This window comes from Salmonella enterica subsp. arizonae, from assembly GCF_008692845.1.
In the GTDB taxonomy this organism is placed as follows: Bacteria; Pseudomonadota; Gammaproteobacteria; order Enterobacterales; family Enterobacteriaceae; genus Salmonella; species Salmonella arizonae.
Window position 1 is genome coordinate 622,773 of record NZ_VXJW01000001.1, and the last position, 22,176, is coordinate 644,948.

The 22,176-nt window shown below is 51.0% G+C and carries 18 protein-coding genes, 2 tRNA genes and 1 other RNA gene; 10 read left to right on the forward strand and 11 right to left on the reverse strand.

All coding sequences use genetic code 11. The features are described from left to right. Window positions 1–167: 167 nt before the first annotated feature. Window positions 168–785 (reverse strand): thymidine kinase, encoded by a 618-nt coding sequence (gene tdk / locus F4V61_RS03250; protein WP_000068105.1) that lies wholly within the window; start codon window positions 783–785, stop codon window positions 168–170. 537 nt (window positions 786–1,322) lie between these two features. On the opposite strand from tdk, the gene hns reads away from it, so the two are divergent. Further along, window positions 1,323–1,736, forward strand: coding sequence for a histone-like nucleoid-structuring protein H-NS (gene hns, locus F4V61_RS03255; protein ID WP_001287383.1), 414 nt, complete (start codon window positions 1,323–1,325; stop codon window positions 1,734–1,736). Window positions 1,737–1,865: 129 nt separating this feature from the next. Here hns and galU read toward each other — a convergent pair whose 3' ends face one another. The 3 genes from galU to rssA form a co-directional block, all read right to left on the reverse strand. Continuing rightward, entirely contained in the window at window positions 1,866–2,774 is a 909-nt protein-coding gene (gene galU / locus F4V61_RS03260; RefSeq protein WP_080161180.1) for a UTP--glucose-1-phosphate uridylyltransferase GalU, read from the reverse strand. A 202-nt stretch (window positions 2,775–2,976) separates the two neighbouring features. Further along, window positions 2,977–3,990 (reverse strand): two-component system response regulator RssB, encoded by a 1,014-nt coding sequence (gene rssB, locus F4V61_RS03265; protein WP_000193427.1) that lies wholly within the window; start codon window positions 3,988–3,990, stop codon window positions 2,977–2,979. 90 nt (window positions 3,991–4,080) lie between these two features. Further along, entirely contained in the window at window positions 4,081–4,986 is a 906-nt protein-coding gene (gene rssA / locus F4V61_RS03270) for a patatin-like phospholipase RssA (RefSeq protein ID WP_012210099.1), read from the reverse strand. 110 nt (window positions 4,987–5,096) lie between these two features. Between rssA and F4V61_RS03275 the strand changes: the two genes are divergently transcribed. The 5 genes from F4V61_RS03275 (at window position 5,097) to F4V61_RS03295 (ending at window position 6,987) form a co-directional block, all read left to right on the forward strand. Continuing rightward, a complete protein-coding gene (locus F4V61_RS03275) occupies window positions 5,097–5,555 on the forward strand; it encodes a YchJ family protein (protein ID WP_024131864.1) in 459 nt (152 codons plus the stop codon). Window positions 5,556–5,605: 50 nt separating this feature from the next. Continuing rightward, window positions 5,606–6,448: a formyltetrahydrofolate deformylase gene (gene purU, locus F4V61_RS03280; RefSeq protein ID WP_001191153.1), complete on the forward strand. Its 843-nt coding sequence runs from the start codon at window positions 5,606–5,608 to the stop codon at window positions 6,446–6,448. A gap of 158 nt (window positions 6,449–6,606) precedes the next feature. Then, a tRNA-Tyr gene (locus F4V61_RS03285) sits at window positions 6,607–6,691 on the forward strand. Window positions 6,692–6,727: 36 nt separating this feature from the next. Beyond that, a tRNA-Tyr gene (locus F4V61_RS03290) sits at window positions 6,728–6,812 on the forward strand. A gap of 44 nt (window positions 6,813–6,856) precedes the next feature. Then, a non-coding RNA gene (locus F4V61_RS03295) (RtT sRNA) lies at window positions 6,857–6,987 on the forward strand. A 227-nt stretch (window positions 6,988–7,214) separates the two neighbouring features. Here the strand turns inward: F4V61_RS03295 and narI are convergent. The 5 genes from narI to F4V61_RS03320 form a co-directional block, all read right to left on the reverse strand. Beyond that, on the reverse strand, window positions 7,215–7,892 hold the full coding sequence (gene narI, locus F4V61_RS03300; protein ID WP_000545598.1) for a respiratory nitrate reductase subunit gamma: 678 nt from the start codon (window positions 7,890–7,892) through the stop codon (window positions 7,215–7,217). After that, the gene (narJ, locus tag F4V61_RS03305; protein WP_079781107.1) at window positions 7,892–8,602 is read right to left on the reverse strand and encodes a nitrate reductase molybdenum cofactor assembly chaperone; all 711 of its coding nucleotides are present in this window, start codon (window positions 8,600–8,602) and stop codon (window positions 7,892–7,894) included. Before narJ ends, narI begins: the two co-directional genes overlap by 1 nt. Beyond that, window positions 8,599–10,134: a nitrate reductase subunit beta gene (gene narH / locus F4V61_RS03310; RefSeq protein WP_080161181.1), complete on the reverse strand. Its 1,536-nt coding sequence runs from the start codon at window positions 10,132–10,134 to the stop codon at window positions 8,599–8,601. Before narH ends, narJ begins: the two co-directional genes overlap by 4 nt. Next, window positions 10,131–13,874 carry a nitrate reductase subunit alpha gene (locus F4V61_RS03315; protein WP_080161182.1) on the reverse strand — a complete coding sequence of 1,248 codons (3,744 nt, stop codon included), beginning with the start codon at window positions 13,872–13,874 and terminating at the stop codon, window positions 10,131–10,133. Before F4V61_RS03315 ends, narH begins: the two co-directional genes overlap by 4 nt. Window positions 13,875–14,259: 385 nt before the next feature. Next, window positions 14,260–15,657 (reverse strand): NarK family nitrate/nitrite MFS transporter, encoded by a 1,398-nt coding sequence (locus tag F4V61_RS03320; RefSeq protein WP_000019853.1) that lies wholly within the window; start codon window positions 15,655–15,657, stop codon window positions 14,260–14,262. Between the two features lie 337 nt (window positions 15,658–15,994). On the opposite strand from F4V61_RS03320, the gene narX reads away from it, so the two are divergent. Together narX and narL are read left to right on the forward strand one after the other, a co-directional pair. Continuing rightward, window positions 15,995–17,791, forward strand: a complete 1,797-nt coding sequence (narX, locus tag F4V61_RS03325) for a nitrate/nitrite two-component system sensor histidine kinase NarX (protein ID WP_000918028.1) — start codon at window positions 15,995–15,997, stop codon at window positions 17,789–17,791. Continuing rightward, window positions 17,784–18,434 (forward strand): two-component system response regulator NarL, encoded by a 651-nt coding sequence (gene narL, locus F4V61_RS03330; protein WP_001064599.1) that lies wholly within the window; start codon window positions 17,784–17,786, stop codon window positions 18,432–18,434. Before narX ends, narL begins: the two co-directional genes overlap by 8 nt. Here the strand turns inward: narL and F4V61_RS03335 are convergent, their stop codons facing one another. Beyond that, complete coding sequence (locus F4V61_RS03335) at window positions 18,435–19,817, reverse strand: YchO/YchP family invasin (protein WP_079835814.1); 1,383 nt, start codon at window positions 19,815–19,817, stop codon at window positions 18,435–18,437. Window positions 19,818–20,036: 219 nt separating this feature from the next. Between F4V61_RS03335 and F4V61_RS03340 the strand changes: the two genes are divergently transcribed. Further along, window positions 20,037–20,390, forward strand: coding sequence for a DsrE/DsrF/TusD sulfur relay family protein (locus tag F4V61_RS03340; protein WP_001179797.1), 354 nt, complete (start codon window positions 20,037–20,039; stop codon window positions 20,388–20,390). Between the two features lie 154 nt (window positions 20,391–20,544). On the opposite strand, the gene chaB is transcribed toward F4V61_RS03340, so the two are convergent. Next, window positions 20,545–20,775, reverse strand: a complete 231-nt coding sequence (chaB, locus tag F4V61_RS03345; protein WP_058345212.1) for a putative cation transport regulator ChaB — start codon at window positions 20,773–20,775, stop codon at window positions 20,545–20,547. Between the two features lie 265 nt (window positions 20,776–21,040). Here chaB and chaA point away from each other — a divergent pair, with 265 nt between their 5' ends. Continuing rightward, window positions 21,041–22,141 (forward strand): sodium-potassium/proton antiporter ChaA, encoded by a 1,101-nt coding sequence (gene chaA, locus F4V61_RS03350; protein WP_080161183.1) that lies wholly within the window; start codon window positions 21,041–21,043, stop codon window positions 22,139–22,141. Window positions 22,142–22,176: the final 35 nt, after the last annotated feature.

The following is a 22,176-nucleotide window of genomic DNA, read 5'->3' on the forward strand; positions in this document are numbered from 1 at the left end:
TCAATTGAGGCCGTTTTTTGTTGTACCTGCTTGTCAGGCGCCTGATGGCGCTACGCTTATCGGGCCTATGCGATCACGCAACTACCCTGCAATAGTAGCAACAGTAGCCTCAATAATAAATCCAAAAGCACAATAGGCATTTTATTGGCTCAGACGCAATCCCTGCATCAAATGTGCCGATGACGCTCTTGAATCTCTGTCAGTGAGCCCTCCTCCAGCGAGTCCTTATAATGCTTACGGCAAACCGAAACGTAACGCTCATTCCCGCCAATAACCACCTGCTCGCCTTCGTTATAAGGCCTGCCGTCCTGATCGAGGCGAAGAACCATACTGGCTTTACGACCGCAAAAACAGATAGTTTTTAACTCCACCAGCTTATCTGACCATGACAGTAAGTATTGACTACCAACAAAGAGCTCCCCACGAAAGTCTGTTCGTAGGCCATAGCAAAGTACCGGAATATCTAATTTGTCGACAACCTCGGATAATTGATAAACCTGCTGGCGAGTCAAAAACTGGCTTTCATCGACTAACACGCAATGTATTGTCTGCCGCGCGTTCTCAGCACGAATCTCTTCAAACAAGGATGTATTTTGGTTAAACAATTTTGCCGGCGACGACAAACCGATACGAGAGCTGATTTTGCCTGTGCCGAAACGATCGTCGATTTCCGCCGTATATACGACGGTACGCATCCCGCGTTCCTGATAATTGTATGAAGATTGCAGCAGTGCAGTCGACTTACCCGCATTCATTGCCGAATAGTAGAAATATAGCTGTGCCATTGGGCGCAGGACCTCACCTGGGTGAAATAAAGATTGGCGGGATTGTACCATAATTTACCGGCGCGACGGCGCGACTTACGCTCCGGTGAGTATTAAAAATTGTGCAAACATCGCTCACTATACACATTCCTTCACAAATTAGGCCGTTAAAATTCATCAACAATGCTTATCATCACCCACCAATATGAAAACCTTGTACTTATTGTTACCGTTACTCATACCTGGTGCAAAGTAATAGGGGTTTCTTGTAAGGGAAGCTAATACAAGAGATTGATATCTCTGCAATGAGATCGTATTTCATAGTGATAAAATGTGACCTGAATCCTAAATTTTTAGCGACAGGCGATGAGTATCCCCCCTGCCAATAAGCTCTTTTTTGTGCGTCGTCTCAAGAAAAATTTAAGTTGAGATAATTAAGACGTGTACTTAATAAAGCGTAATTTTGAATTCCTTACATTCCTGGCTATTGCACAACTGAATTTATCGCTCTATTATTAGCTCAACAAACCACCCCAATATAAGTTTGAGATTACTACAATGAGCGAAGCACTTAAAATTCTTAACAACATCCGTACTCTTCGTGCGCAGGCAAGAGAATGCACTCTGGAAACGCTTGAAGAAATGCTGGAGAAATTAGAAGTTGTCGTTAACGAGCGTCGTGAAGAAGAAAGCGCTGCTGCTGCTGAAGTGGAAGAGCGTACTCGTAAACTGCAACAGTACCGTGAAATGTTAATTGCTGATGGCATTGACCCGAATGAACTGCTGAATAGCATGGCTGCCGCGAAATCCGGTACTAAAGCTAAACGTGCGGCTCGTCCGGCTAAATATAGCTATGTTGACGAAAACGGTGAAACTAAAACCTGGACTGGCCAGGGTCGTACACCAGCTGTAATCAAAAAAGCAATGGAAGAACAAGGTAAGCAGCTGGAAGACTTCCTGATCAAGGAATAATTACTTCGCGGTTGCTTAAAATCCCGCCGCTGGCGGGATTTTTTTTGCCTGTGTTCTCTCCTACCACAGATAAACATAAAAAAAGCGCCGGATATCCCAGCGCTTCTGTTAAAAATTTATAACGTATCGTTACTTCTTAATACCCATTTCTTCTTCAAGCCAGGCTTTAAATTCAGCGCCCAGAGAATTATGACGGATGCCATATTCAACAAATGCCTGCATATATCCCAGCTTATTACCACAGTCATGGCTTTTGCCCTTCATGTGGTAGGCTTCAACCGTTTCTTTTTCGATCAGCATATCAATAGCATCGGTCAACTGAATTTCATCCCCGGCACCCGGAGGAGTTTTCGCTAATAATGCCCAGATATCCGCGCTCAGTACATAACGTCCGACAATCGCAAGGTTAGAAGGCGCGACATCCGCTTTTGGTTTTTCAACTACACCAACCATAGGTACGCTTTCACCCGGCGCCAGCTCAATGCCTTTGCAATTTACAACGCCGTAAGCCGTCACATCTTCTACTGGCTCAACCATAATCTGACTATTTCCAGTTTCGTCGAAACGGCGGATCATTTCAGCCAGGTTATCCTGAGACAGATCGGACTCATATTCGTCAAGAATAACGTCTGGCAGAATAACGGCGACAGGTTCGTTTCCGACTACAGGATACGCGCACAATACGGCATGACCCAAGCCTTTTGCCAACCCCTGACGTACCTGCATAATAGTGACATGCGGGGGGCAAATAGACTGGACCTCTTCCAGAAGCTGACGCTTAACGCGTTTTTCCAGCATTGCTTCCAATTCAAAACTGGTATCAAAGTGGTTTTCAATGGAATTTTTAGAAGAATGAGTAACAAGCACAATTTCAGTAATGCCAGCAGCGATACATTCGTTCACGACGTACTGAATTAATGGCTTATCAACCAGCGGCAACATCTCTTTCGGGATCGCTTTGGTCGCTGGCAGCATCCTGGTTCCCAGTCCCGCGACCGGGATAACGGCTTTTTTGACTTTCGAATAAAGGGCAGCCATTTAAAATTCTCCTGGACTGTTCATATATTGAACGTGTTCATTAATCTGCATCGTGTTCCAGTATATCAGTACCAGAACAAGCCTCAGGTCCAAAAAGGACTTATCTTGGTATAATTAAGACAAATACTTATAAATCTACCGCAGATAGTAACACTCGTCGGGAAAGGCCGGTAAAGCAATTTTCGCCCGCTCTCCCGTTTGGTCATTCCGCAGACAACATCAACCGCAGGCGTCCTCCTGCGCCCCATATTTGACACTGCCATGAGTCGCAACGCTGGCTTAATTGGTTTAGATAGGCTTTGCCCAATGTGCCTAACGGCACGCCGTTGCTGATTTGAACCTGATGAACGCCCGTATTTAATGTAGCGTTCAATCCGGCGGAGACGAGAATCAAATTTTTGAGTCCGCTGTGATAGTAGCCGACAAATAGCGGGAATTGACCGGGTAAATTGGCTTGTCTGAGCAGATGATTTACCTGCTTTAATAGGGTGCCCAACTCTGGTAAACGGTGATTTTGTTGACCGAGCTGCTCCTGCAATAAGCCGTTAAATAGCGCCCGAAGCAACAATGCGGCTAACACGCCATTATCTCCAGCCCGGGTTACATCCAGGCAATAAAATGCCAGTTCATTATCAGAAAGCGGCGCAATATCCAGCACCAGTCCAGGTTGATCGGCAGAGACAAGCTGTCGATAATTAATGCGGCAGTGAGAAATCACCTGCTGTACCGGAGGCTGCAACTCTTGCAACAATTGCGCCGCAGCGGTCGGATTACTCACCATCGCATCCCAGTCCCGAAACAGGCGTTCTTCCTCTTCAACCCGCGAGTTAAACATATTAGGGTACAAGCAAGCAAATACGGTTTCCCGCAAGCGGTTGAGATCTTTTACCGGCTTCAGCAATACATCTTCAACCCCAAGGCGTAACGCTTTGGCGATATCCGCCATATTTTCTGTTGCGGAAATAACCAGAATAGGCGTCTGGTCTCCGCGATTGCGTAAGTTTTCTACCAGTTTGAGACCGTTCATTCTCGGCATGGCAATATCACAAATCATGAGATCGGGCGTAAAATGCCCCATCAACTCCAGGGCATCTACCCCGTCGCCAGCCAATGCCGTTGTCGCTCCCAAAGAGGAAAACCACGAATCCAGAAGCGAGCGAAATACAGGCTCGTCTTCAACAATAAGAATCTGTTTTCCAACCAATGGCTGCGTCATGTTCTCTCCCCTGACTGGCTTTGATCAATAGTGGCATGGTATTGCCACTCGCGCCTGTCAGAATTTGCTTAAGTGATCGTAAAAGGTACATTAAACGTCGGTACGCACCAAGGGCATAAGTTCGTCCATCTTTTTCTCTACGGCTAACTGACCCGCCGCAATAGCGACATGGGCGCGATGAAAATCCAGCGTAGAGATTTGCGGACAGAATGGTTGAATGAGAATATCAGGCGGATCGCCAGCCATACGGTTACGTTTAAGACGATTTTCCAACACCTGAATGGATGTTGTCATGATTTCCATTGCCCCTGGCGTACTCACGCCACGGCGTGAAGTCAGACTACTGAAACGTTCTTTTAAACGCTTATGCCAGGGCAGCGAATCATCACTCTCTTCATTTATATTCCCTACATTTACAGAGAGCAAATCTTGCTGCATGAGGTGGGCATCATGTTGCAGGTCTACCGCAATAACGATATCAGCGCCCATCGCCCGGGTTAACGAGACAGGAACCGGATTGACTACCGCGCCATCTACCAGCCAGTAACCGTTATGTTCAACCGGAGACATCAGCCCTGGCATACTGCACGATGCGCGCACAGCAAGGTGTAGATCGCCCTCAGTAAACCATAACTCCCGCCCGGTGCTAAGATTCGTCGCGACCGCGCCAAATCGTCGTGAACAGTGGTCAAAATCCGTGACAGGCATAATGTCCCGATAGTGATTAAATACGCGTTCGCCGCGAAGCAACCCTCCTCTGCCCCATGATAAATCCATCAGGCGTAGAACATCCCAATAACGGAATGAGCATATCCACTGTTCAAGCGCCGACAACTTATTACAGGCATACGCGGCGCCGACCAGTGAACCTATTGAGCATCCTGCAACAATATCAATATCAATGCCTGTTTGCTTGAGGGCTTTGATGACCCCAATATGAGACCATCCTCTCGCCGCGCCAGATCCCAGCGCCAGCCCTATTTTCATTTTTCTCATCGTACTTAACGACTTCCCCTGGCTTTAAGACGTAGCAACATCGCCACTGCTCAGTTAACATAATGCCACCCTGGCGTTCAACGCCGTTTTTTATATTCAGGGAGATTATTGTGTCTCAGCCTTGTCCCTGTGGTAGCGGTGACGAGTATAGCCTATGTTGTGGTCGTATTGTGTCCGGAGAACGAGTAGCACCCGATCCGTCACATCTCATGCGCTCTCGTTACTGCGCTTTTGTGATGAAAGACGCAGATTACTTAATTAAGAGCTGGCATCCAACCTGCAATGCGGCCGCGTTTCGCGATGATATCATCGCCGGATTTGCCAATACCAAGTGGCTCGGCCTGACTATTTTTGAACATAACTGGTCAGAAGCAGGAAATACAGGTTATGTTAGTTTTATCGCGCGTTTTTCCGAACAAGGGAAAACTAGGGCGATTATCGAACGCTCCCGTTTTATCAAAGAAAACGGTCAGTGGTATTATATTGACGGTACCCGCCCGCAGTTGGGTCGAAATGATCCCTGCCCATGCGGATCAGGCAAAAAATTTAAAAAGTGCTGTGGCCAGTGACGCCTGACAGTATCGATACAGCAAACACTCTCAACAGGATTTTTCTGGCAATGCAATCACTACAACGTAAAGTTCTGCGTACTATTTGTCCCGATCAAAAAGGCCTTATCGCGCGCATTACCAACATTTGCTATAAGCATGAGCTTAATATTGTGCAAAATAATGAATTTGTTGACCATCGTACCGGGCGCTTTTTTATGCGAACCGAGCTGGAAGGCATCTTCAATGATTCCACTCTCCTGGCGGATCTAGACAGCGCCTTACCGGAAGGCTCTGTTCGCGAACTGAATCCTGCCGGACGCCGTCGGGTAGTGATTCTGGTTACCAAAGAGGCGCATTGTCTGGGTGACCTGCTAATGAAAGCCAACTATGGCGGGCTGGATGTTGAAATCGCCGCGGTCATTGGCAACCATGAAACATTACGTTCACTGGTTGAGCGCTTTGAGATCCCTTTCGAACTGGTCAGTCATGAGGGATTAACGCGTGAAGAACATGACCGGAAGATGGCAGACGCCATTGACGCTCATCAACCAGACTATGTGGTACTGGCCAAGTATATGCGCGTTTTAACTCCAGATTTTGTGGCACGATTCCCGAACAAGATTATCAATATCCACCACTCATTCCTGCCAGCGTTTATCGGCGCGCGACCTTATCACCAGGCCTATGAGCGCGGCGTGAAAATCATCGGCGCTACCGCGCACTATGTGAATGATAATTTGGATGAAGGTCCGATCATTATGCAAGATGTGATTCACGTGGATCACACCTACACCGCAGAAGATATGATGCGTGCCGGACGCGACGTTGAGAAAAACGTATTAAGCCGCGCGCTGTATCAGGTTCTGGCGCAGCGAGTCTTTGTTTACGGCAACCGGACGATTATTCTTTAATCGTCAGTAATATTAATTGATTAGCTTTAATCCGTTACGGATGAAAAGTACGCAAACAGTACATTTCAGGCAAAGGAATGCTTTACAGCGGCGCGTCATTTGATATGATGCGCCCCGCTTACCGAAAGGAAGCAGGCCGGTATTAAGCATTACCCCGTGGTGGGGTTCCCGAGCGGCCAAAGGGAACAGACTGTAAATCTGTCGTCATCGACTTCGAAGGTTCGAATCCTTCCCCCACCACCATTCATTCCGGTAGATTCATAAAATTAGTATACCCCTGGTGGGGTTCCCGAGCGGCCAAAGGGAGCAGACTGTAAATCTGCCGTCATCGACTTCGAAGGTTCGAATCCTTCCCCCACCACCATTACTTCCGTCGCGTATATTATCCCCGTTAAGCACACTGCCTTATATCTCTCCGTGCGGGGAAGGATGAGAAGCTTCGACTAAGGTTCGATTCGAGCGCAGCGAGAAAGCGTTGCCGCAGGCAACGACCCCAAGGGCAAGGCGCTACGCGCCGAGTCATCCTTCCTCCACCATCATCACTTCCGTCGCGTATATTATCCCCGTTAAACACACTACCTCATATTGTTTCATCCCCCACCTGGATTATATTGCCTGTACCCATTGCCCAATGGCGGCTACGCTGATCGGGCCTACCAAACCCTGGACCTGATTCCCTGTAGGCTGGATAAGGCGTAGCCGCCATCGGGCAATCAGGCATAAAAAAACCCTACCGAAGTAGGGTTTAGTATCCTGTTAAAGGGAATCAGTGACGTGCGCGAACAAGCTGATATTTACGGGTCAGATATTCAACCGGCACGCTCCAGATATGTACCAGACGCGAGAACGGGAACAGCAGGAATAAGGTCATCCCTAATACCAGATGCAAACGGAAGATAAATGCCACGCCGTCAAGATGCTCAGACGCCCCGCCGTGGAATGTCACCACAGACTGCGCCCAGCCGACCAGTTTCATCATCTCGCTACCGTCCATATGCTGCGCTGAGAACGGAATGGTTAATAGCCCCAGCGCGCACTGAATCACCAGTAGCGAGAGAATCAGAATATCTGCGCCAGTGGTTGTGGCGCGTACTCGTGGGCTGAACAGACGACGCTTGAGCAGCAAAATACCGCCGACCAGCGTCAGCACGCCGCAGGCACCGCCCGCGATCATCGCCATTTTCTGTTTCACTTCAATGGGCAAAAAAGATTCATACATCCAGTGCGGCGTTAACATTCCCAGGAAGTGACCAGCAAAAATTCCCAGAATCCCAATGTGGAACAGGTTCGACGCCAGATTCATCCCCTTGCGATCCAGCATCTGGCTGGAGGCCGCCCGCCAAGTGTACTGTCCGTAGTCGTAACGTAACCAGCTACCGATCAGAAACACCGATCCGGCAATGTACGGGTAGATGTCAAAGAAGAACATATTCAGGAAGTGCATTATTGCTGTCCTCCGTTAGAGATATTCAGATATTGCGGGGCAACTGCTCCAGAAAAACGACGCTGGTGAGCGGAAATGGCAGTCTCGCCGCAGCCCTGATCGGCAAAGAATTTCACCTGCTCTTCTTCCCAGACCGCATCCAGAGCTTGTGGGGTATCATCGCGAACTTCATCAGCAATTTTTTCTGCGACTTTGTCGCTGTCGATCGTTGTATTGGCCAACTTCAATAACAGGTCGAACAATACCGCATACTGGCTTTCACGCTGCTGCAAACGGGCACTGAGCAACGCCAGAATCGGCGCAATATCCTGCAAACCACCTAACGCCTCGCTTTTCGGCAGTTGCGCAAGGTATTCCAGGTATAGCGGCAGATGATCGGGAAGTTCGCGGCTATCGAGCTGTAAACCGTGCTGCTCATACTGAGCCATCAGATCAACCATCGCCTGACCGCGATCGCGAGACTCACCATGCACATGCTCAAACAACAGCAATGAGGTTGCACGACCACGGTCGAATAACTCGCTATAGCTTGCCTGAACATCCAGTATTTCCTGCGCGGTTAAATCGTGCAGAAAAACGCTAAGCCGCCGGGCATCCTCTTCATCCAGATTTTCAGATAAGGCGAGCGCATCGAACAGTTCCTGCTGATGCTGCCACAGGGCAGCATCCGGATATTCGAGCAGACGCGAAACTATGACAAGTTCAATCATGCGTGCGGCTCCGTTTTGCTGGTCACATCAATCGCGTCAATGCGGCGACTATTGAACAGGTTGAATTTGCTGTCAGAGCCGTGGCAACCGTCGCCAAAGGTGAAGCCACAACCGCTTTTCTCCGGGAATGCGTCACGCGCCAGTTCACGATGGCTGCTCGGTACCACAAAGCGATCTTCATAATTAGCAATCGCCAAATAACGATACATTTCCTGGGCCTGGACTTCGCTTAAACCCACCTCTTCCAGTGCGCGGGTATCCACTTTACCGTCTACGGTTTCCGCACGTTTGTAGTGACGCATCGCCAGCATCCGTTTCAGCGCCAACAGTACCGGCTGAGTGTCGCCAGCGGTCAACAGGTTCGCCAGGTACTGCACCGGGATACGCAGACTGTCTACATCCGGCAGAATACCGTTGCTGCCCAGTTCACCCGCGTCGGCGGCAGACTGAATCGGTGACAAAGGCGGCACGTACCAGACCATCGGCAACGTGCGGTATTCCGGATGCAGCGGCAGCGCCAGCTTCCAGTCCATCGCCATTTTGTACACTGGCGATTGCTGCGCCGCATCGATCACGCTCTGCGGCACGCCGTCCTTCAGCGCCTGCTCAATGACAGCCGGATCGTTCGGATCGAGGAACACGTCCAGTTGACGCTGGTACAGATCTTTTTCGTTTTCTGTACTGGCGGCGCTTTCAATGGCATCTGCGTCATACAGCAGTACGCCAAGATAACGGATACGGCCCACGCAGGTTTCGGAGCAAACGGTCGGCTGACCGGCTTCGATACGCGGGTAGCAGAAGATGCACTTCTCGGACTTGCCGCTCTTCCAGTTGAAGTAAATTTTCTTGTACGGGCAACCGGTGATGCACATCCGCCAGCCGCGGCACTTGTCCTGGTCGATCAGCACAATGCCATCTTCTTCACGCTTATAAATCGCGCCGCTCGGGCAGGTCGCGACGCACGCCGGGTTGAGACAGTGCTCGCACAGGCGCGGCAGGTACATCATGAAGGTGTTTTCGAACTGGCCGTACATCGCCTTCTGCATGTTTTCGAAGTTCTGGTCTTTGGCGCGTTTTTCGAACTCGCCGCCCAGAATCTCTTCCCAGTTTGGCCCGCTGGTAATTTTGTCCATCCGCTGGCCGGTAATCAGCGAGCGTGGACGCGCGATCGGCTGATGTTTGCTTTCCGGCGCGGTATGCAGGGTCTGGTAGTCGTAATCAAACGGCTCGTAGTAGTCGTCGATGCCCGGCAGATGCGGGTTAGCGAAGATTTTACCCAGCAGCAGCGCCCGGTTGCCCATGCGCGGCTGTAGTTTGCCGTTGATTTTGCGGATCCAGCCGCCTTTCCATTTTTCCTGATTTTCCCAGTCATTCGGAAAACCAACGCCAGGCTTACTTTCTACGTTGTTGAACCACGCGTATTCCATACCTTCGCGACTGGTCCAGACGTTTTTACAGGTGACTGAACAGGTATGACAGCCGATGCACTTATCGAGATTCAGCACCATGCCGACTTGTGAACGAATTTTCATTTTACGCTCTCCTGTACCTGGTCATTGCCTTCGCCATCCAACCAGTTAATGTTCTTCATCTTACGTACCACCACAAACTCATCGCGGTTGGAGCCGACGGTACCGTAGTAGTTAAAGCCGTAGGCTAACTGCGCGTAGCCGCCGATCATATGGGTCGGTTTCGGCGTAATACGGGTCACCGAGTTGTGGATCCCACCGCGCTGCTGGGTGATTTCTGAACCCGGCAGGTTAACGATACGTTCCTGCGCGTGGTACATCATGGTCATCCCTGCCGGAACACGTTGGCTGATAACCGCACGTGCAGTCAGCGCACCGTTGCTGTTGAAGACTTCGATCCAGTCGTTATCTTCAATGCCCAGATCTTTGGCGTCGGTTTCGCTCATCCACACAATCGGGCCGCCACGCGACAAGGTCAGCATCAACAGGTTATCGCTGTAGGTCGAGTGGATACCCCATTTCTGGTGCGGCGTCAGGAAGTTGAGCGCCTTCTCCGGATTACCGTTGGATTTACGCCCCATCACCGCTTTCACCGAGCGGGTGTCGATCGGTGGGCGATACACCAGCAGACTTTCGCCGAAGTCGCGCATCCACTGGTGATCCTGATACAACTGTTGGCGACCAGAGAGCGTGCGCCATGGGATCAGTTCGTGAACGTTGGTATAACCGGCGTTATAAGAAACGTGCTCATCCTCCAGACCAGACCAGGTCGGGCTGGAGATAATTTTGCGCGGCTGCGCCTGAATATCGCGGAAGCGGATTTTCTCTTCTTCTTTATTGGTTGCCAGATGCGTATGGTCGCGACCGGTAAACTCGCTCAGCGCCGCCCAGGCTTTCACCGCCACCTGACCGTTGGTTTCCGGCGCTAACGTCAGGATCATCTCTGCCGCGTCAATCGCCGTGTTGAGCATCGGCTGGCCTTTCGCCGGACCGTCCGCTTTGGTGTAATTGAGCTTACGCAGCAAGTCCATTTCGCTCTGCGTGTTCCAGGCAATCCCTTTCCCGCCGTTGCCGATTTTCTCCATCAGCGGGCCGATAGAGGTAAAGCGTTCGTAAGTCGCCGGGTAATCGCGCTCGACGGTCATGATGTGCGGCGCGGTTTTCCCTGGGATCAGATCGCATTCGCCTTTTTTCCAGTCTTTCACGTCCAGCGGCTGCGCCAGTTCAGCGGCAGAATCGTGCTGGATCGGCAGCGTCACGACGTCAGTCTCTTTACCCAGGTGGCCTACACAGACTTCGGAGAATTTCTTCGCAATGCCTTTGTAGATTTCCCAGTCGCTTTTCGATTCCCAGGCTGGATCTACGGCGGCAGAGAGCGGATGAATAAACGGATGCATATCCGAGGTATTCATATCGTCTTTTTCATACCAGGTGGCGGTCGGCAGTACGATATCGGAGTACAGGCAGGTGCTCGACAGGCGGAAGTCCAGCGTCACCACCAGATCCAGTTTGCCGTCCAGGCCATTGTCACGCCACTCCACTTCTTCCGGCTTCACACCGCCCTGTTTACCCAGATCCAGCCCCTGAATACCATGCTCAGTACCCAGCAGATATTTCAGCATGTACTCATGGCCCTTACCGGAAGACCCAAGCAGGTTAGAACGCCAGATGAACAGGTTACGCGGGTGGTTTTTACCGTTTTCCGGCTGCTCGGCGGCAAAGCGAATCGAACCCTCTTTCAGGGATTTGACAGTATAATCTACCGGCGTCATACCGGCTTTTTCCGCTTCACGCGCAATATACAGCGGGTTGGTGCCTAACTGCGGTGCCGACGGCAACCAGCCCATACGCTCGGCGCGCACATTGAAGTCAATCAGATGACCGCTATAGCGGGATTTGTCCGCCATCGGCGACAGTAACTCCTCGGCGGTCACCGTCTCGTAGCGCCACTGGCTGGAGTGGTTATAGAAGTAAGAGGTGCTGTTCATGTGACGCGCCGGACGCTGCCAGTCAAGGGCAAACGCCAGCGGCTGCCAGCCGGTTTGCGGGCGCAGTTTTTCCTGGCCGACGTAGTGCGCCCAGCCGCCGCCGCTCTGACCAACGCAACCACAGAACACCAACATATTGATCAGCCCGCGATAGTTCATATCGAGGTGATACCAGTGGTTCAGACCGGCGCCAACGATAATCATTGAACGCCCGTGCGTTTTGTCCGCGTTATCGGCGAACTCCCGTGCGATACGGATGATCTGCGCCCGCGGCACGCCAGTGATCTGCTCGGCCCATGCTGGCGTATACGCTTTAGTATCGTCATAACTGGCGGCGCAATTTTCATCGTTCAGGCCGCGTTCCAGACCATAGTTCGCCATAGTCAGGTCATACACGGTGGTGACTAACGCTGAAGAACCATCGGCCAGTTGCAGACGTTTTGCCGGCAGTTTATGCAGCAGGACGTTATCCAGCGCTACATGATTAAAGTACTCTGAACCCTCGCCGCCGAAATACGGGAAGCCCACGTCAGCAATCTCATCCTGGCTACCCAGCAAGCTGAGCTGCAATTCAGTTTCTGTGCCAGTAGTGCCGTCGCGCTGTTCGAGGTTCCATTTGCCTTTTTCACCCCAGCGGAAACCGATGGAGCCGTTCGGCGCCACCATCTCGCCATTGCTGCTAATGGCGACGGTTTTCCATTCCGGGTTATTTTCCTGCCCCAGCGAATCAACGAGATCGGCAGCGCGCAGCATACGGCCTGCGGCATAATAACCATCACGTTCTTCAAGCATCACCAGCATTGGCATGTCGGTATAGCGACGGACATAATCGGTGAAGTACTGACGCGGGTTGTCCAGATGGAATTCGCGCAGCATGACGTGGCCCATCGCCAGCGCCATCGCCGCATCGGTCCCCTGCTTCGGCGCCAACCACAGATCGCACAGTTTGGCGATTTCCGAATAGTCGGGCGTGACCGCAACGGTTTTGGTGCCTTTGTAACGTACTTCGGTAAAGAAGTGGGCGTCAGGCGTACGGGTCTGCGGCACATTAGAGCCCCAGGCGATGATATAGCTGGAGTTGTACCAGTCGGCGGATTCAGGCACGTCGGTCTGCTCACCCCAGGTTTGCGGTGACGCTGGCGGTAGGTCGCAATACCAGTCGTAGAAGCTCAGGCAGGTACCGCCAATCAGAGAGAGGTAGCGTGCGCCGGAAGCGTAGGAAACCATCGACATTGCCGGGATAGGCGAAAAGCCCGCGACACGGTCCGGGCCGTAGGTTTTCACGGTATAGACGTTGGAAGCGGCAATCAGTTCGTTGACCTCCTGCCATGAAGAACGGACAAAGCCGCCACGCCCACGCGCCTGTTTAAAGCTTTTCGCTTTATCCGCGTCTTCAATGATGGAGGCCCATGCTTCTACCGGGTCGCGGTGCAGTTGCTTCGCCTCACGCCACATCTTCATCAGACGTTTGCGCATCAGCGGATATTTTAGTCGGTTAGCGCTGTAGAGATACCAGGAGTAGCTGGCGCCGCGCGGGCAACCGCGAGGTTCATGGTTTGGCATATCAGGACGGGTGCGAGGATAATCGGTTTGCTGTGTTTCCCAGGTCACCAGACCGTTTTTGACATAAATTTTCCAGCTACATGAACCGGTGCAGTTCACCCCGTGGGTTGAGCGCACAATTTTATCATGCTGCCAACGTTGGCGGTATCCGTCCTCCCAGTCCCGGTTTGTTTCGAGAAGCTGGCCGTGCCCATCGGCAAAGGTTTCGCCCTTCTGCTTGAAGTAGCGAAACCGGTCCAGGAATTTACTCATCGGGTTTCTCCTGTGTGGAGCCTCACGGCTCTCTGATAAATCGACATTGCTTAACTTAAGGCGAAGGTAACGCGCTGAGTGGGCGTGGGAATTGATAACGATCAAGGCGGACAGGGATGTAAATGGCAAGCAAACCTTCTGTATACTCCTTTTGGAGGAGGTTTTTATTTATATATCTTTCTGATTTTATTAATTAAAAATAAATTTACGCATTGCATGAATGTTAAAATTTCGGCAAGTGGGTATTAAGTGGTATTACCCTGAATGGCCTGTACAAATGCGTATGTTTAAATTGTGGCGCATCTCTTGTTTATAATATGTATGTTGTAACTAAAAGCAGATAAAAAAAAGCGCGGTCTAACGCCGCGCAAAGGATAATCAAATATTACTTTTTATTTTTAGAATGGCGTCCATATACCGCCCAGGTAATAACGACACAGGCGATATAGAAAACAAGGAAAACTTTCATAGCACCCACCGGCGAACCGGTTAATGCTAAAGATGAACCAAATGCTTTCGGAATAAAAAAACCGCCAATCGCGCCAATCGCGGAAATAAAGCCCAGCGCTGCCGCCGTATCGGTCGCCGCTTCACGCATTGCTTTTTCTTCAGATCCACCTTCCGCTTTGACCCTGTCCATCGTCAGCTTACGGAAGATAACAGAGATCATCTGGAAGGTAGAACCACTTCCCAGCCCCGCGGTAAGGAACAGCGCCAGGAACACCCCGTAGAATGCAATAAAGCTACCGCCAACGCCGCCTGTGGGTAATGTCAGGAATAGCAGGCCGCTGAAAATGGCCATCAGGACAAAGTTGATAAGCGTTACGCGAGTCCCACCCAGACGGTCAGAAATTGCGCCGCCTGCCGAACGCGCCAGCGCGCCGATAAACGGACCGAAAAATGCGTAATGCAGGATCTGCACATCCGGGAATTGCGTTTTAGAAAGCATAGCGAAACCTGCGGAAAAACCGATAAACGATCCGAAGGTTGCCAGATACAGCAGGCTCATGATCCACAGATGACCACGCCTGAGCACCGGCAGTTGCTCTTTTAGCGAGGCCTTAGACGTCGCCAACTCGTTCATGCCAAACCACGCCGCCAGTGTGAAAATGGCCAGAAACGGTACCCAAATCCAGGCGGCGTTCGCCAGATAGAGCTGAGAACCATCCGGCTGCTCTACGCCGTGGCTGCCGAATGCGGCAAAGATAGAGAGCGAAACCACCAGCGGCGCAACCAGTTGCATCACGCTCACGCCCATATTACCCAGACCGCCGTTCAGACCCAGTGCGCCCCCCTGCTTTTGCTTGGGAAAGAAGAAGCTAATATTCGCCATACTGGAGGCAAAATTCGCGCCGGCAAAACCACACAACAGGGAAATAATAATGAAGGTGCTAAAGGGCGTACTGGTATCCTGAACGGCAAAGCCTAACCATACGCAAGGCACAATGAGGATGCCAGTACTGAATGCCGTCCAGCGACGTCCGCCAAATAGCGGCACCATAAAGGAATAAGGTACACGCAGTAGCGCGCCGGAAACGGATGGCAACGCGGTAAGCATAAAGAGTTGATCGGTCGTAAAATTAAATCCCACTTTCGGCAGGTTCACCGCCACTGCGCTGAATAGCATCCACACGCAAAATGCCAGCAGTAAACACGGGACAGAAATCCACAAATTACGGCTGGCGACACGATGGCCTCGTTGCTGCCAGAACGCCGGATCTTCCGGACGCCATTCTGTGATAACAGCGCCAGTTGCCCTTTCCGGGGCAGATGAGTGACTCATAGACACCTCTGATTCTTGGTTTGATATCTGCCACATTAGGGTTTACTGCCGAAGGTAAGTTGATATAAATCAAAGGAAAAGTCGTCGCCGCAGGCGACTAAAAATAGCTATTATCCTTAATGAGTAGGTCTTATCGACAAAAAAGCTGTGGTTTTTCACCATGCTGTGTCTATCTACTCCTTGTCGTTGAAGACCCCTCTCTACGACGGCAATTAAGGAGTAACTCGTTATAGGTATGGGTATACTCCGGTATATCGTTGAGAATAGCGGCACAGCCGATTGTTCCCCTTGTTTACTACGGTTTTTCGGCGCCAATACCCCGAAGAAAGAAGGTGACATGCTTAAACGTTGTTTCTCTCCTCTTACGCTGGTCAACCAACTGGCGCTTATTGTCATGCTCTCTACCGCTATCGGCGTGGCGGGGATGGCTGTTTCCGGCTGGCTGGTTCAGGGCGTGCAGGGCAGCGCTCATGCGATTAACAAAGCGGGCTCATTGCGTATGCAAAGTTATCGACTGCTGGCCGCCATCCCGCTGGATGCGAAAGATGAAAAACTGCTGGATGAGATGGAGCAGACAGCATTCAGCCCTGAGTTGACCCGCGCCGCCGAGCGAGACGGGCAGCAGAAGCAACTGAAAGCCTTGCAGGATTACTGGCATAACGAACTTTCGCCAGGGCTACAGCACGCGCAAAACGCGCACGCGGTCGCAGAAGATGTCACACGCTTTGTGGCGGGCCTGGATCGCCTGGTCACCTCCTTCGATCATACCACTGAATTGCGTATCGAACGCGTGGTGTTAGTTCACCGGGTAATGGCGCTCTTTATGGCGCTATTGCTGGTATTTACAATTATCTGGCTACGCGTTCGCCTTTTGCAGCCGTGGCAACAGTTGTTATCGATGGCGCGCGCCGTCAGCCAGCGCGATTTTACTCAACGAGCCAATATCAGTGGACGCAATGAGATGGCTGCGCTGGGTTCAGCGCTCAATAATATGTCTGAAGAACTGGCCGAAAGTTATGCGGTACTGGAACAGCGTGTACAGGAAAAAACGGCCGGTCTGGAACATAAAAATCAGATTCTCTCGTTTTTGTGGCAAGCCAACCGCCGTCTGCATTCACAAGCTCCGCTATGTGAACGTCTTTCACCGGTACTGAACGGCCTGCAAAATTTAACCCAGTTACATGATATTGAACTGCGAGTCTATGACCTGGAAGATGAAGATAATCACCAGGAATTCACCTGTCAGTCGGATATCAGTTGCGATGATAAAGGTTGCCGTCTTTGCCCACGTAGCGCCCTGCCGATGATTAATGGCGGCACAACCTTAAAATGGCGGCTCACCGACTCTCACACCCAATACGGTATTTTGCTGGCGACGCTGCCTTATGGACGTAATCTCAGCCACGATCAGCAGCAACTGGTGGACACGCTGGTTGAACAGCTTACCGCGACTCTGGCGCTTGACAGGCATCAGGAGCGCCAGCAGCAGTTGATTGTCATGGAAGAGCGTGCCACCATTGCCCGCGAACTGCATGATTCTATTGCCCAGTCGCTCTCTTGTATGAAAATGCAGGTGAGTTGCCTGCAAATGCAGGGCGACGCGTTACCGGAAAGCAGCCGTGAGTTACTTAGCCAAATTCGCAACGAGCTGAACTGCTCCTGGGCACAACTGCGCGAACTGTTAACCACATTCCGGTTACAGTTGACGGAGCCTGGGTTACGTCCGGCGCTGGAGGCTAGCTGCCAGGAGTTCAGCGCCCGGTTTGGCTTTACGGTAAAACTAGATTATCAGCTTCCCCCCCGTCTGGTGCCGTCACACCAGGCGATACACCTGTTGCAAATTGCCAGGGAAGCCCTCAGCAACGCCCTTAAACACTCTCATGCCGATGACGTGGTGGTGACAGTGACGCAATGCGGCAAACAGGTCAAACTAAAAGTACAGGATAATGGCTGCGGCGTACCAGAAAACGCCGAACGCAGTAATCACTACGGCATGATCATCATGCGCGACCGGGCGCAAAGTTTGCGCGGCGATTGCCAGGTACACCGTCGTGAGTCTGGCGGAACAGCGGTCACTGTTACTTTTATTCCAGAAACAAACTTCACAGAAACCCAGGGAGATACCCATGAATAATCAGGAACCGGCAACCATCCTGTTAATTGACGACCATCCGATGCTACGGACGGGTGTAAAGCAGCTTGTGAGTATGGCGCCCGATGTCTGCGTGGTCGGCGAAGCCAGCAACGGTGAGCAGGGTATTGAACTGGCGGAATCGCTCGATCCCGATCTGATACTCCTCGATCTGAATATGCCTGGAATGAATGGTCTCGAAACGCTGGATAAATTACGCGAAAAAGCGCTGTCAGGACGTATTGTGGTTTTCAGCGTATCTAATCATGAAGAAGATGTAGTCACGGCGCTAAAGCGCGGCGCGGACGGCTATCTGTTGAAAGACATGGAGCCTGAAGACTTGCTCAAAGCATTGCAACAAGCCGCCGCCGGAGAAATGGTATTAAGCGAAGCGTTAACGCCGATACTGGCGGCCAGTCTGCGGGCAAACCGCGCCACCACCGATCGTGATGTAACGCAACTCACCCCGCGTGAGCGCGATATTCTGAAGCTTATCGCGCAGGGATTGCCGAATAAGATGATAGCCCGGCGTCTGGACATCACCGAAAGTACGGTCAAGGTACATGTGAAACATATGCTCAAGAAAATGAAGTTGAAGTCGCGCGTGGAAGCCGCCGTCTGGGTGCATCAGGAACGCATCTTTTAATTATTGCTCCTGGAACGGTTGCCAAGGCGGATTATCGTCCGGCATTGTAATAAATGGTTCAGTCAGCGCAAGCGTGATCTCATTGGAAGAGACACGCTGACCTTTTTCATCTTCAACAACCACCGATAAACGCCAGCAATTTGTCGCGTCTTCGCGGTTATCCCAGGCCGGCATAATGATTGTCCAGCCCTCGGTATTTCGGGTGTCCGTTCCTGCCGTCAAACTTAATGCCTGCGTATCGCCCTGCCAGCTCAAATGACGAATGCCGTGTACGCTGCGCACCTGTAATTTTAACGTAACCGTCTCGCCAGGCGTAAGATCCCAGGGCGGCGTCGCCAGAAAAACCGTTAGTGTTTTACGCTGCCGATACTCCATTGTCGGTAGCGCGTTACGTTGCGGCATATCATAGCGACTACCGCGTAATGACTGGCTTTGTGCTACTTCACTGGCGGCAAGCTGTTTTTTTAGCGGCACGCCGAAACGGTAATTAAGCGTCAGTCCCAAGTTATTCTGACTGACTCCGCTTTCGCCCTGTTTGTGCCGGGCCGTCATCGTAAGCAAAGGAACAGGCGTATAGTTGAGGCCCAGTTTTAACGCTACAGGATTGTGATACCCCGTTCCGGAATCAAACAGATCCACGCTATCGCCAAAGTACTGCTCCAGGCTAACGCTGGTATTGATATGCTGGTAAAACGGCAACCGCATTTGCGCATTGATATCATACCCACGCGCCATTCGCTGTTCTAAGGTCGCCGTATGCGTCTGCCAGTCGGCAAAAGGCTGATAATAGTTGGCGGATAAACGCAAATATTCTCCCCACGCCTCCGCGCCAACTCCGGCGCGCTGCAGGTTTTCATCCAGCAGATTATCGTAAAAGGTGTTATAGCCCAAAAGCCAGCCATTCTGCACCCAGCGCTGCCCCACGCCAATGTTGCTTACCAGCCCGTCAGTCTGTTGCGTAAGACCAAGCTGGCTCCAGGTCAAATATCGCTGTTTATCCTGTAAAGGAATAAACCAGCTTCCGCGACTACCGTTAAAGTGACCTTCGTTGTCAACCTTAACATCGACGCTGGCGCTGCCCCAGGCCGACAACCAGCTTTCAACCTGCTGGTTCACCTGATCACTGACCACATCCCGCACCTGTCCGAAAGCGAATTGCCGCGCCTGTTCGCCAGTATCCAGAGCGTTATTTTTCATACTGGCTTCGCCAAACGCTTTGGCCATCTCGGCAAAATGTTTTTCCCCTTCGTGGGATTCCGGCGTCATGCCTAAATCCGGCAGACGGTTTTGATCGAAAGGGTCTTGCGCCTGCGCGCAGATCGTGCCGCTGGCAATCAGCAGGAGAAGTGAGAGTGGAAATGAAAGAAAAACAGTACGGCTCAACGTGTCGGCAACTTCTTACAACAAAAGATTAGAGGAATAGCATCAGGGTAAACCATAACGTGTCCGGACAGGTTTTGCAGCATTTTCTCGTGCATCCAGGAATATCCTTATTTTTTCCGGGAGTCGACCCGGAATTTTTCCCACTTATTTGGCGGCATTCGGTTCCCGAGGTAACATAACGCCATTGCCGACAAAATTTCTCCAGGAGGAGTGTCACCTATGCAAAATATCGTGATTATCGTCAACGGCGCCGCCTACGGCAGCGAATCATTATTTAATAGCCTGCGTCTGGCTATTGCGCTGCGTGAGCAAGAAAGCCATCTTGATTTGCGCCTGTTTTTGATGTCAGATGCCGTAACGGCGGGGTTGCGCGGCCAAAAACCGGCTGAAGGTTATAATATTCAGCAAATGCTGGAGATTCTGACCGCGCAAAATGTACCAGTAAAATTATGCAAAACCTGTGCGGACGGACGTGGTATCACCCCCCTGCCGCTGATTGACGGTGTGGAAATCGGAAGTCTGGTCGAGCTGGCGCAATGGACGCTGGCCGCAGACAAAGTGCTGACATTTTGAATCTGTGCGCGGGAAAACCTCCCGCGTCAGGACAAACTCGCTATCTCCAGCTTTCCCCCTCACGCCTGGCACTGCCAGAACGTTCGCGACAAGGTCATCAAGACAGATGTCGCGTATTACTTCGATCGCGCCCAGTGCGTTAGTAATGCAGTATTTATTTTTTCTTATGCCATTTATCATCTTCGCCTTTCTCATAATCGTTTTTAACCGCCGCCCAGGCGACTTTGTGTGCAGTTTCTTCACGGCTGGCGTCATCACGGCGATCGGCTTTATCTTTATATTGCTCCCAGGCGCTATTAAACGCCTCTTTGTAAATTTCCTGAGCATGGGCAGGAAGAACACTTTTCACATTATCGGGTAAATAACTTTTGGCTTTATACGGCATCAGAGCCTCCGTCTTCAGGAAAAACGTTAAGTGTGGTAAAGAATGCGCTATCACGCCAGTCGAGACGTATTTTTACTTTTTACGGAGATTAACTTTTTGTTATTTAAACACAGTTAAAACAAGATGCTTTTTTATAGCCTTGAAATTAAAAAATAGTCTACGCCGTAAAATTACGTAAAAAGTCACTGAGAAAATGCAAACTTCTGCTATTTTTACCTTCTTTACTATTCCCCAAAATATTAATACCTGCACAAGGGAGCCCCTAATGACACATGCCTGTGAGGCGGTGAAAACCCGCCATAAGGAGACTTCGCTTATTTTCCCGGTTCTTGCGCTGGTAGTGCTGTTCCTTTGGGGAAGCAGCCAGTCACTACCAGTGGTTATTGGCATCAATATCCTTGCACTTATTGGTATTTTAAGCAGCGCATTCAGTGTAGTTCGTCATGCGGATGTATTAGCGCACCGACTCGGCGAGCCTTACGGATCGCTTATTTTAAGCCTGTCCGTCGTTATTCTTGAGGTGAGTTTAATTTCAGCGCTGATGGCCACCGGCGATGCTGCGCCAACGCTTATGCGCGATACGCTCTACTCTATTATTATGATTGTCACCGGGGGACTGGTCGGTTTCTCGTTGTTGTTGGGCGGGCGTAAATTCGCAACGCAATATATGAATTTATTTGGGATTAAGCAGTATCTTATCGCGCTGTTTCCGCTGGCGATCATTGTACTGGTTTTGCCAATGGCGTTGCCGCAAGCAAATTTCTCTACCGGTCAGGCATTATTGGTGGCGTTAATTTCCGCCGCGATGTACGGCGTATTTTTGTTGATCCAAACCAAAACGCACCAAAGTTTATTTATCTATGAACATGAAGATGAAAGCGATGATGACAACCCACATCACGGTAAACCCTCAGCGCACAGTAGCGTCTGGCATACTGTCTGGTTACTGGTTCATTTAATTGCGGTCATTGCCGTTACCAAAATGAATGCCAGCCCGCTGGAGGCGCTGCTGACCAGCATGAACGCCCCGGTCGCCTTTACCGGTTTCCTGGTCGCGCTGTTAATTCTCTCGCCAGAAGGGCTGGGCGCCCTGAAAGCAGTGCTGAATAATCAGGTTCAGCGGGCAATGAATTTGTTCTTCGGATCGGTGTTGGCGACGATTTCATTGACCGTGCCGGTCGTCACGCTTATCGCCTGGGCGACAGGGAATGATCTGGTGTTTGGTTTAGACGCGCCGGAAATGGTAGTGATGGTGGCCTCGTTAGTGCTGTGCCATATTTCGTTCTCTACCGGACGCACCAACGTGCTGAACGGCGCGGCGCATCTGGCTTTATTTGCCGCCTATCTGATGACAATTTTTGCCTGAGACAAAAAAGCCGGATAACGTCTTATCCGGCCTAT

Bases quoted from the DNA above. Each gene is read 5' to 3' on its own strand.
- rssB (WP_000193427.1), bottom strand. From the start codon at position 3,990: ATGACGCAGCCATTGGTTGGAAAACAGATTCTTATTGTTGAAGACGAG.
- narI (WP_000545598.1), bottom strand. From the start codon at position 7,892: ATGCACTTCCTGAATATGTTCTTCTTTGACATCTACCCGTACATTGCC.
- narJ (WP_079781107.1), bottom strand. From the start codon at position 8,602: ATGATTGAACTTGTCATAGTTTCGCGTCTGCTCGAATATCCGGATGCT.
- F4V61_RS03315 (WP_080161182.1), bottom strand. From the start codon at position 13,874: ATGAGTAAATTCCTGGACCGGTTTCGCTACTTCAAGCAGAAGGGCGAA.
- chaB (WP_058345212.1), bottom strand. From the start codon at position 20,775: ATGCCGTATAAAGCCAAAAGTTATTTACCCGATAATGTGAAAAGTGTT.
- narX (WP_000918028.1), top strand. From the start codon at position 15,995: ATGCTTAAACGTTGTTTCTCTCCTCTTACGCTGGTCAACCAACTGGCG.
- tdk (WP_000068105.1), bottom strand. From the start codon at position 785: ATGGCACAGCTATATTTCTACTATTCGGCAATGAATGCGGGTAAGTCG.
- galU (WP_080161180.1), bottom strand. From the start codon at position 2,774: ATGGCTGCCCTTTATTCGAAAGTCAAAAAAGCCGTTATCCCGGTCGCG.
- purU (WP_001191153.1), top strand. From the start codon at position 5,606: ATGCAATCACTACAACGTAAAGTTCTGCGTACTATTTGTCCCGATCAA.
- narH (WP_080161181.1), bottom strand. From the start codon at position 10,134: ATGAAAATTCGTTCACAAGTCGGCATGGTGCTGAATCTCGATAAGTGC.
- rssA (WP_012210099.1), bottom strand. From the start codon at position 4,986: ATGAGAAAAATGAAAATAGGGCTGGCGCTGGGATCTGGCGCGGCGAGA.
- chaA (WP_080161183.1), top strand. From the start codon at position 21,041: ATGACACATGCCTGTGAGGCGGTGAAAACCCGCCATAAGGAGACTTCG.
- F4V61_RS03340 (WP_001179797.1), top strand. From the start codon at position 20,037: ATGCAAAATATCGTGATTATCGTCAACGGCGCCGCCTACGGCAGCGAA.
- narL (WP_001064599.1), top strand. From the start codon at position 17,784: ATGAATAATCAGGAACCGGCAACCATCCTGTTAATTGACGACCATCCG.
- F4V61_RS03320 (WP_000019853.1), bottom strand. From the start codon at position 15,657: ATGAGTCACTCATCTGCCCCGGAAAGGGCAACTGGCGCTGTTATCACA.
- hns (WP_001287383.1), top strand. From the start codon at position 1,323: ATGAGCGAAGCACTTAAAATTCTTAACAACATCCGTACTCTTCGTGCG.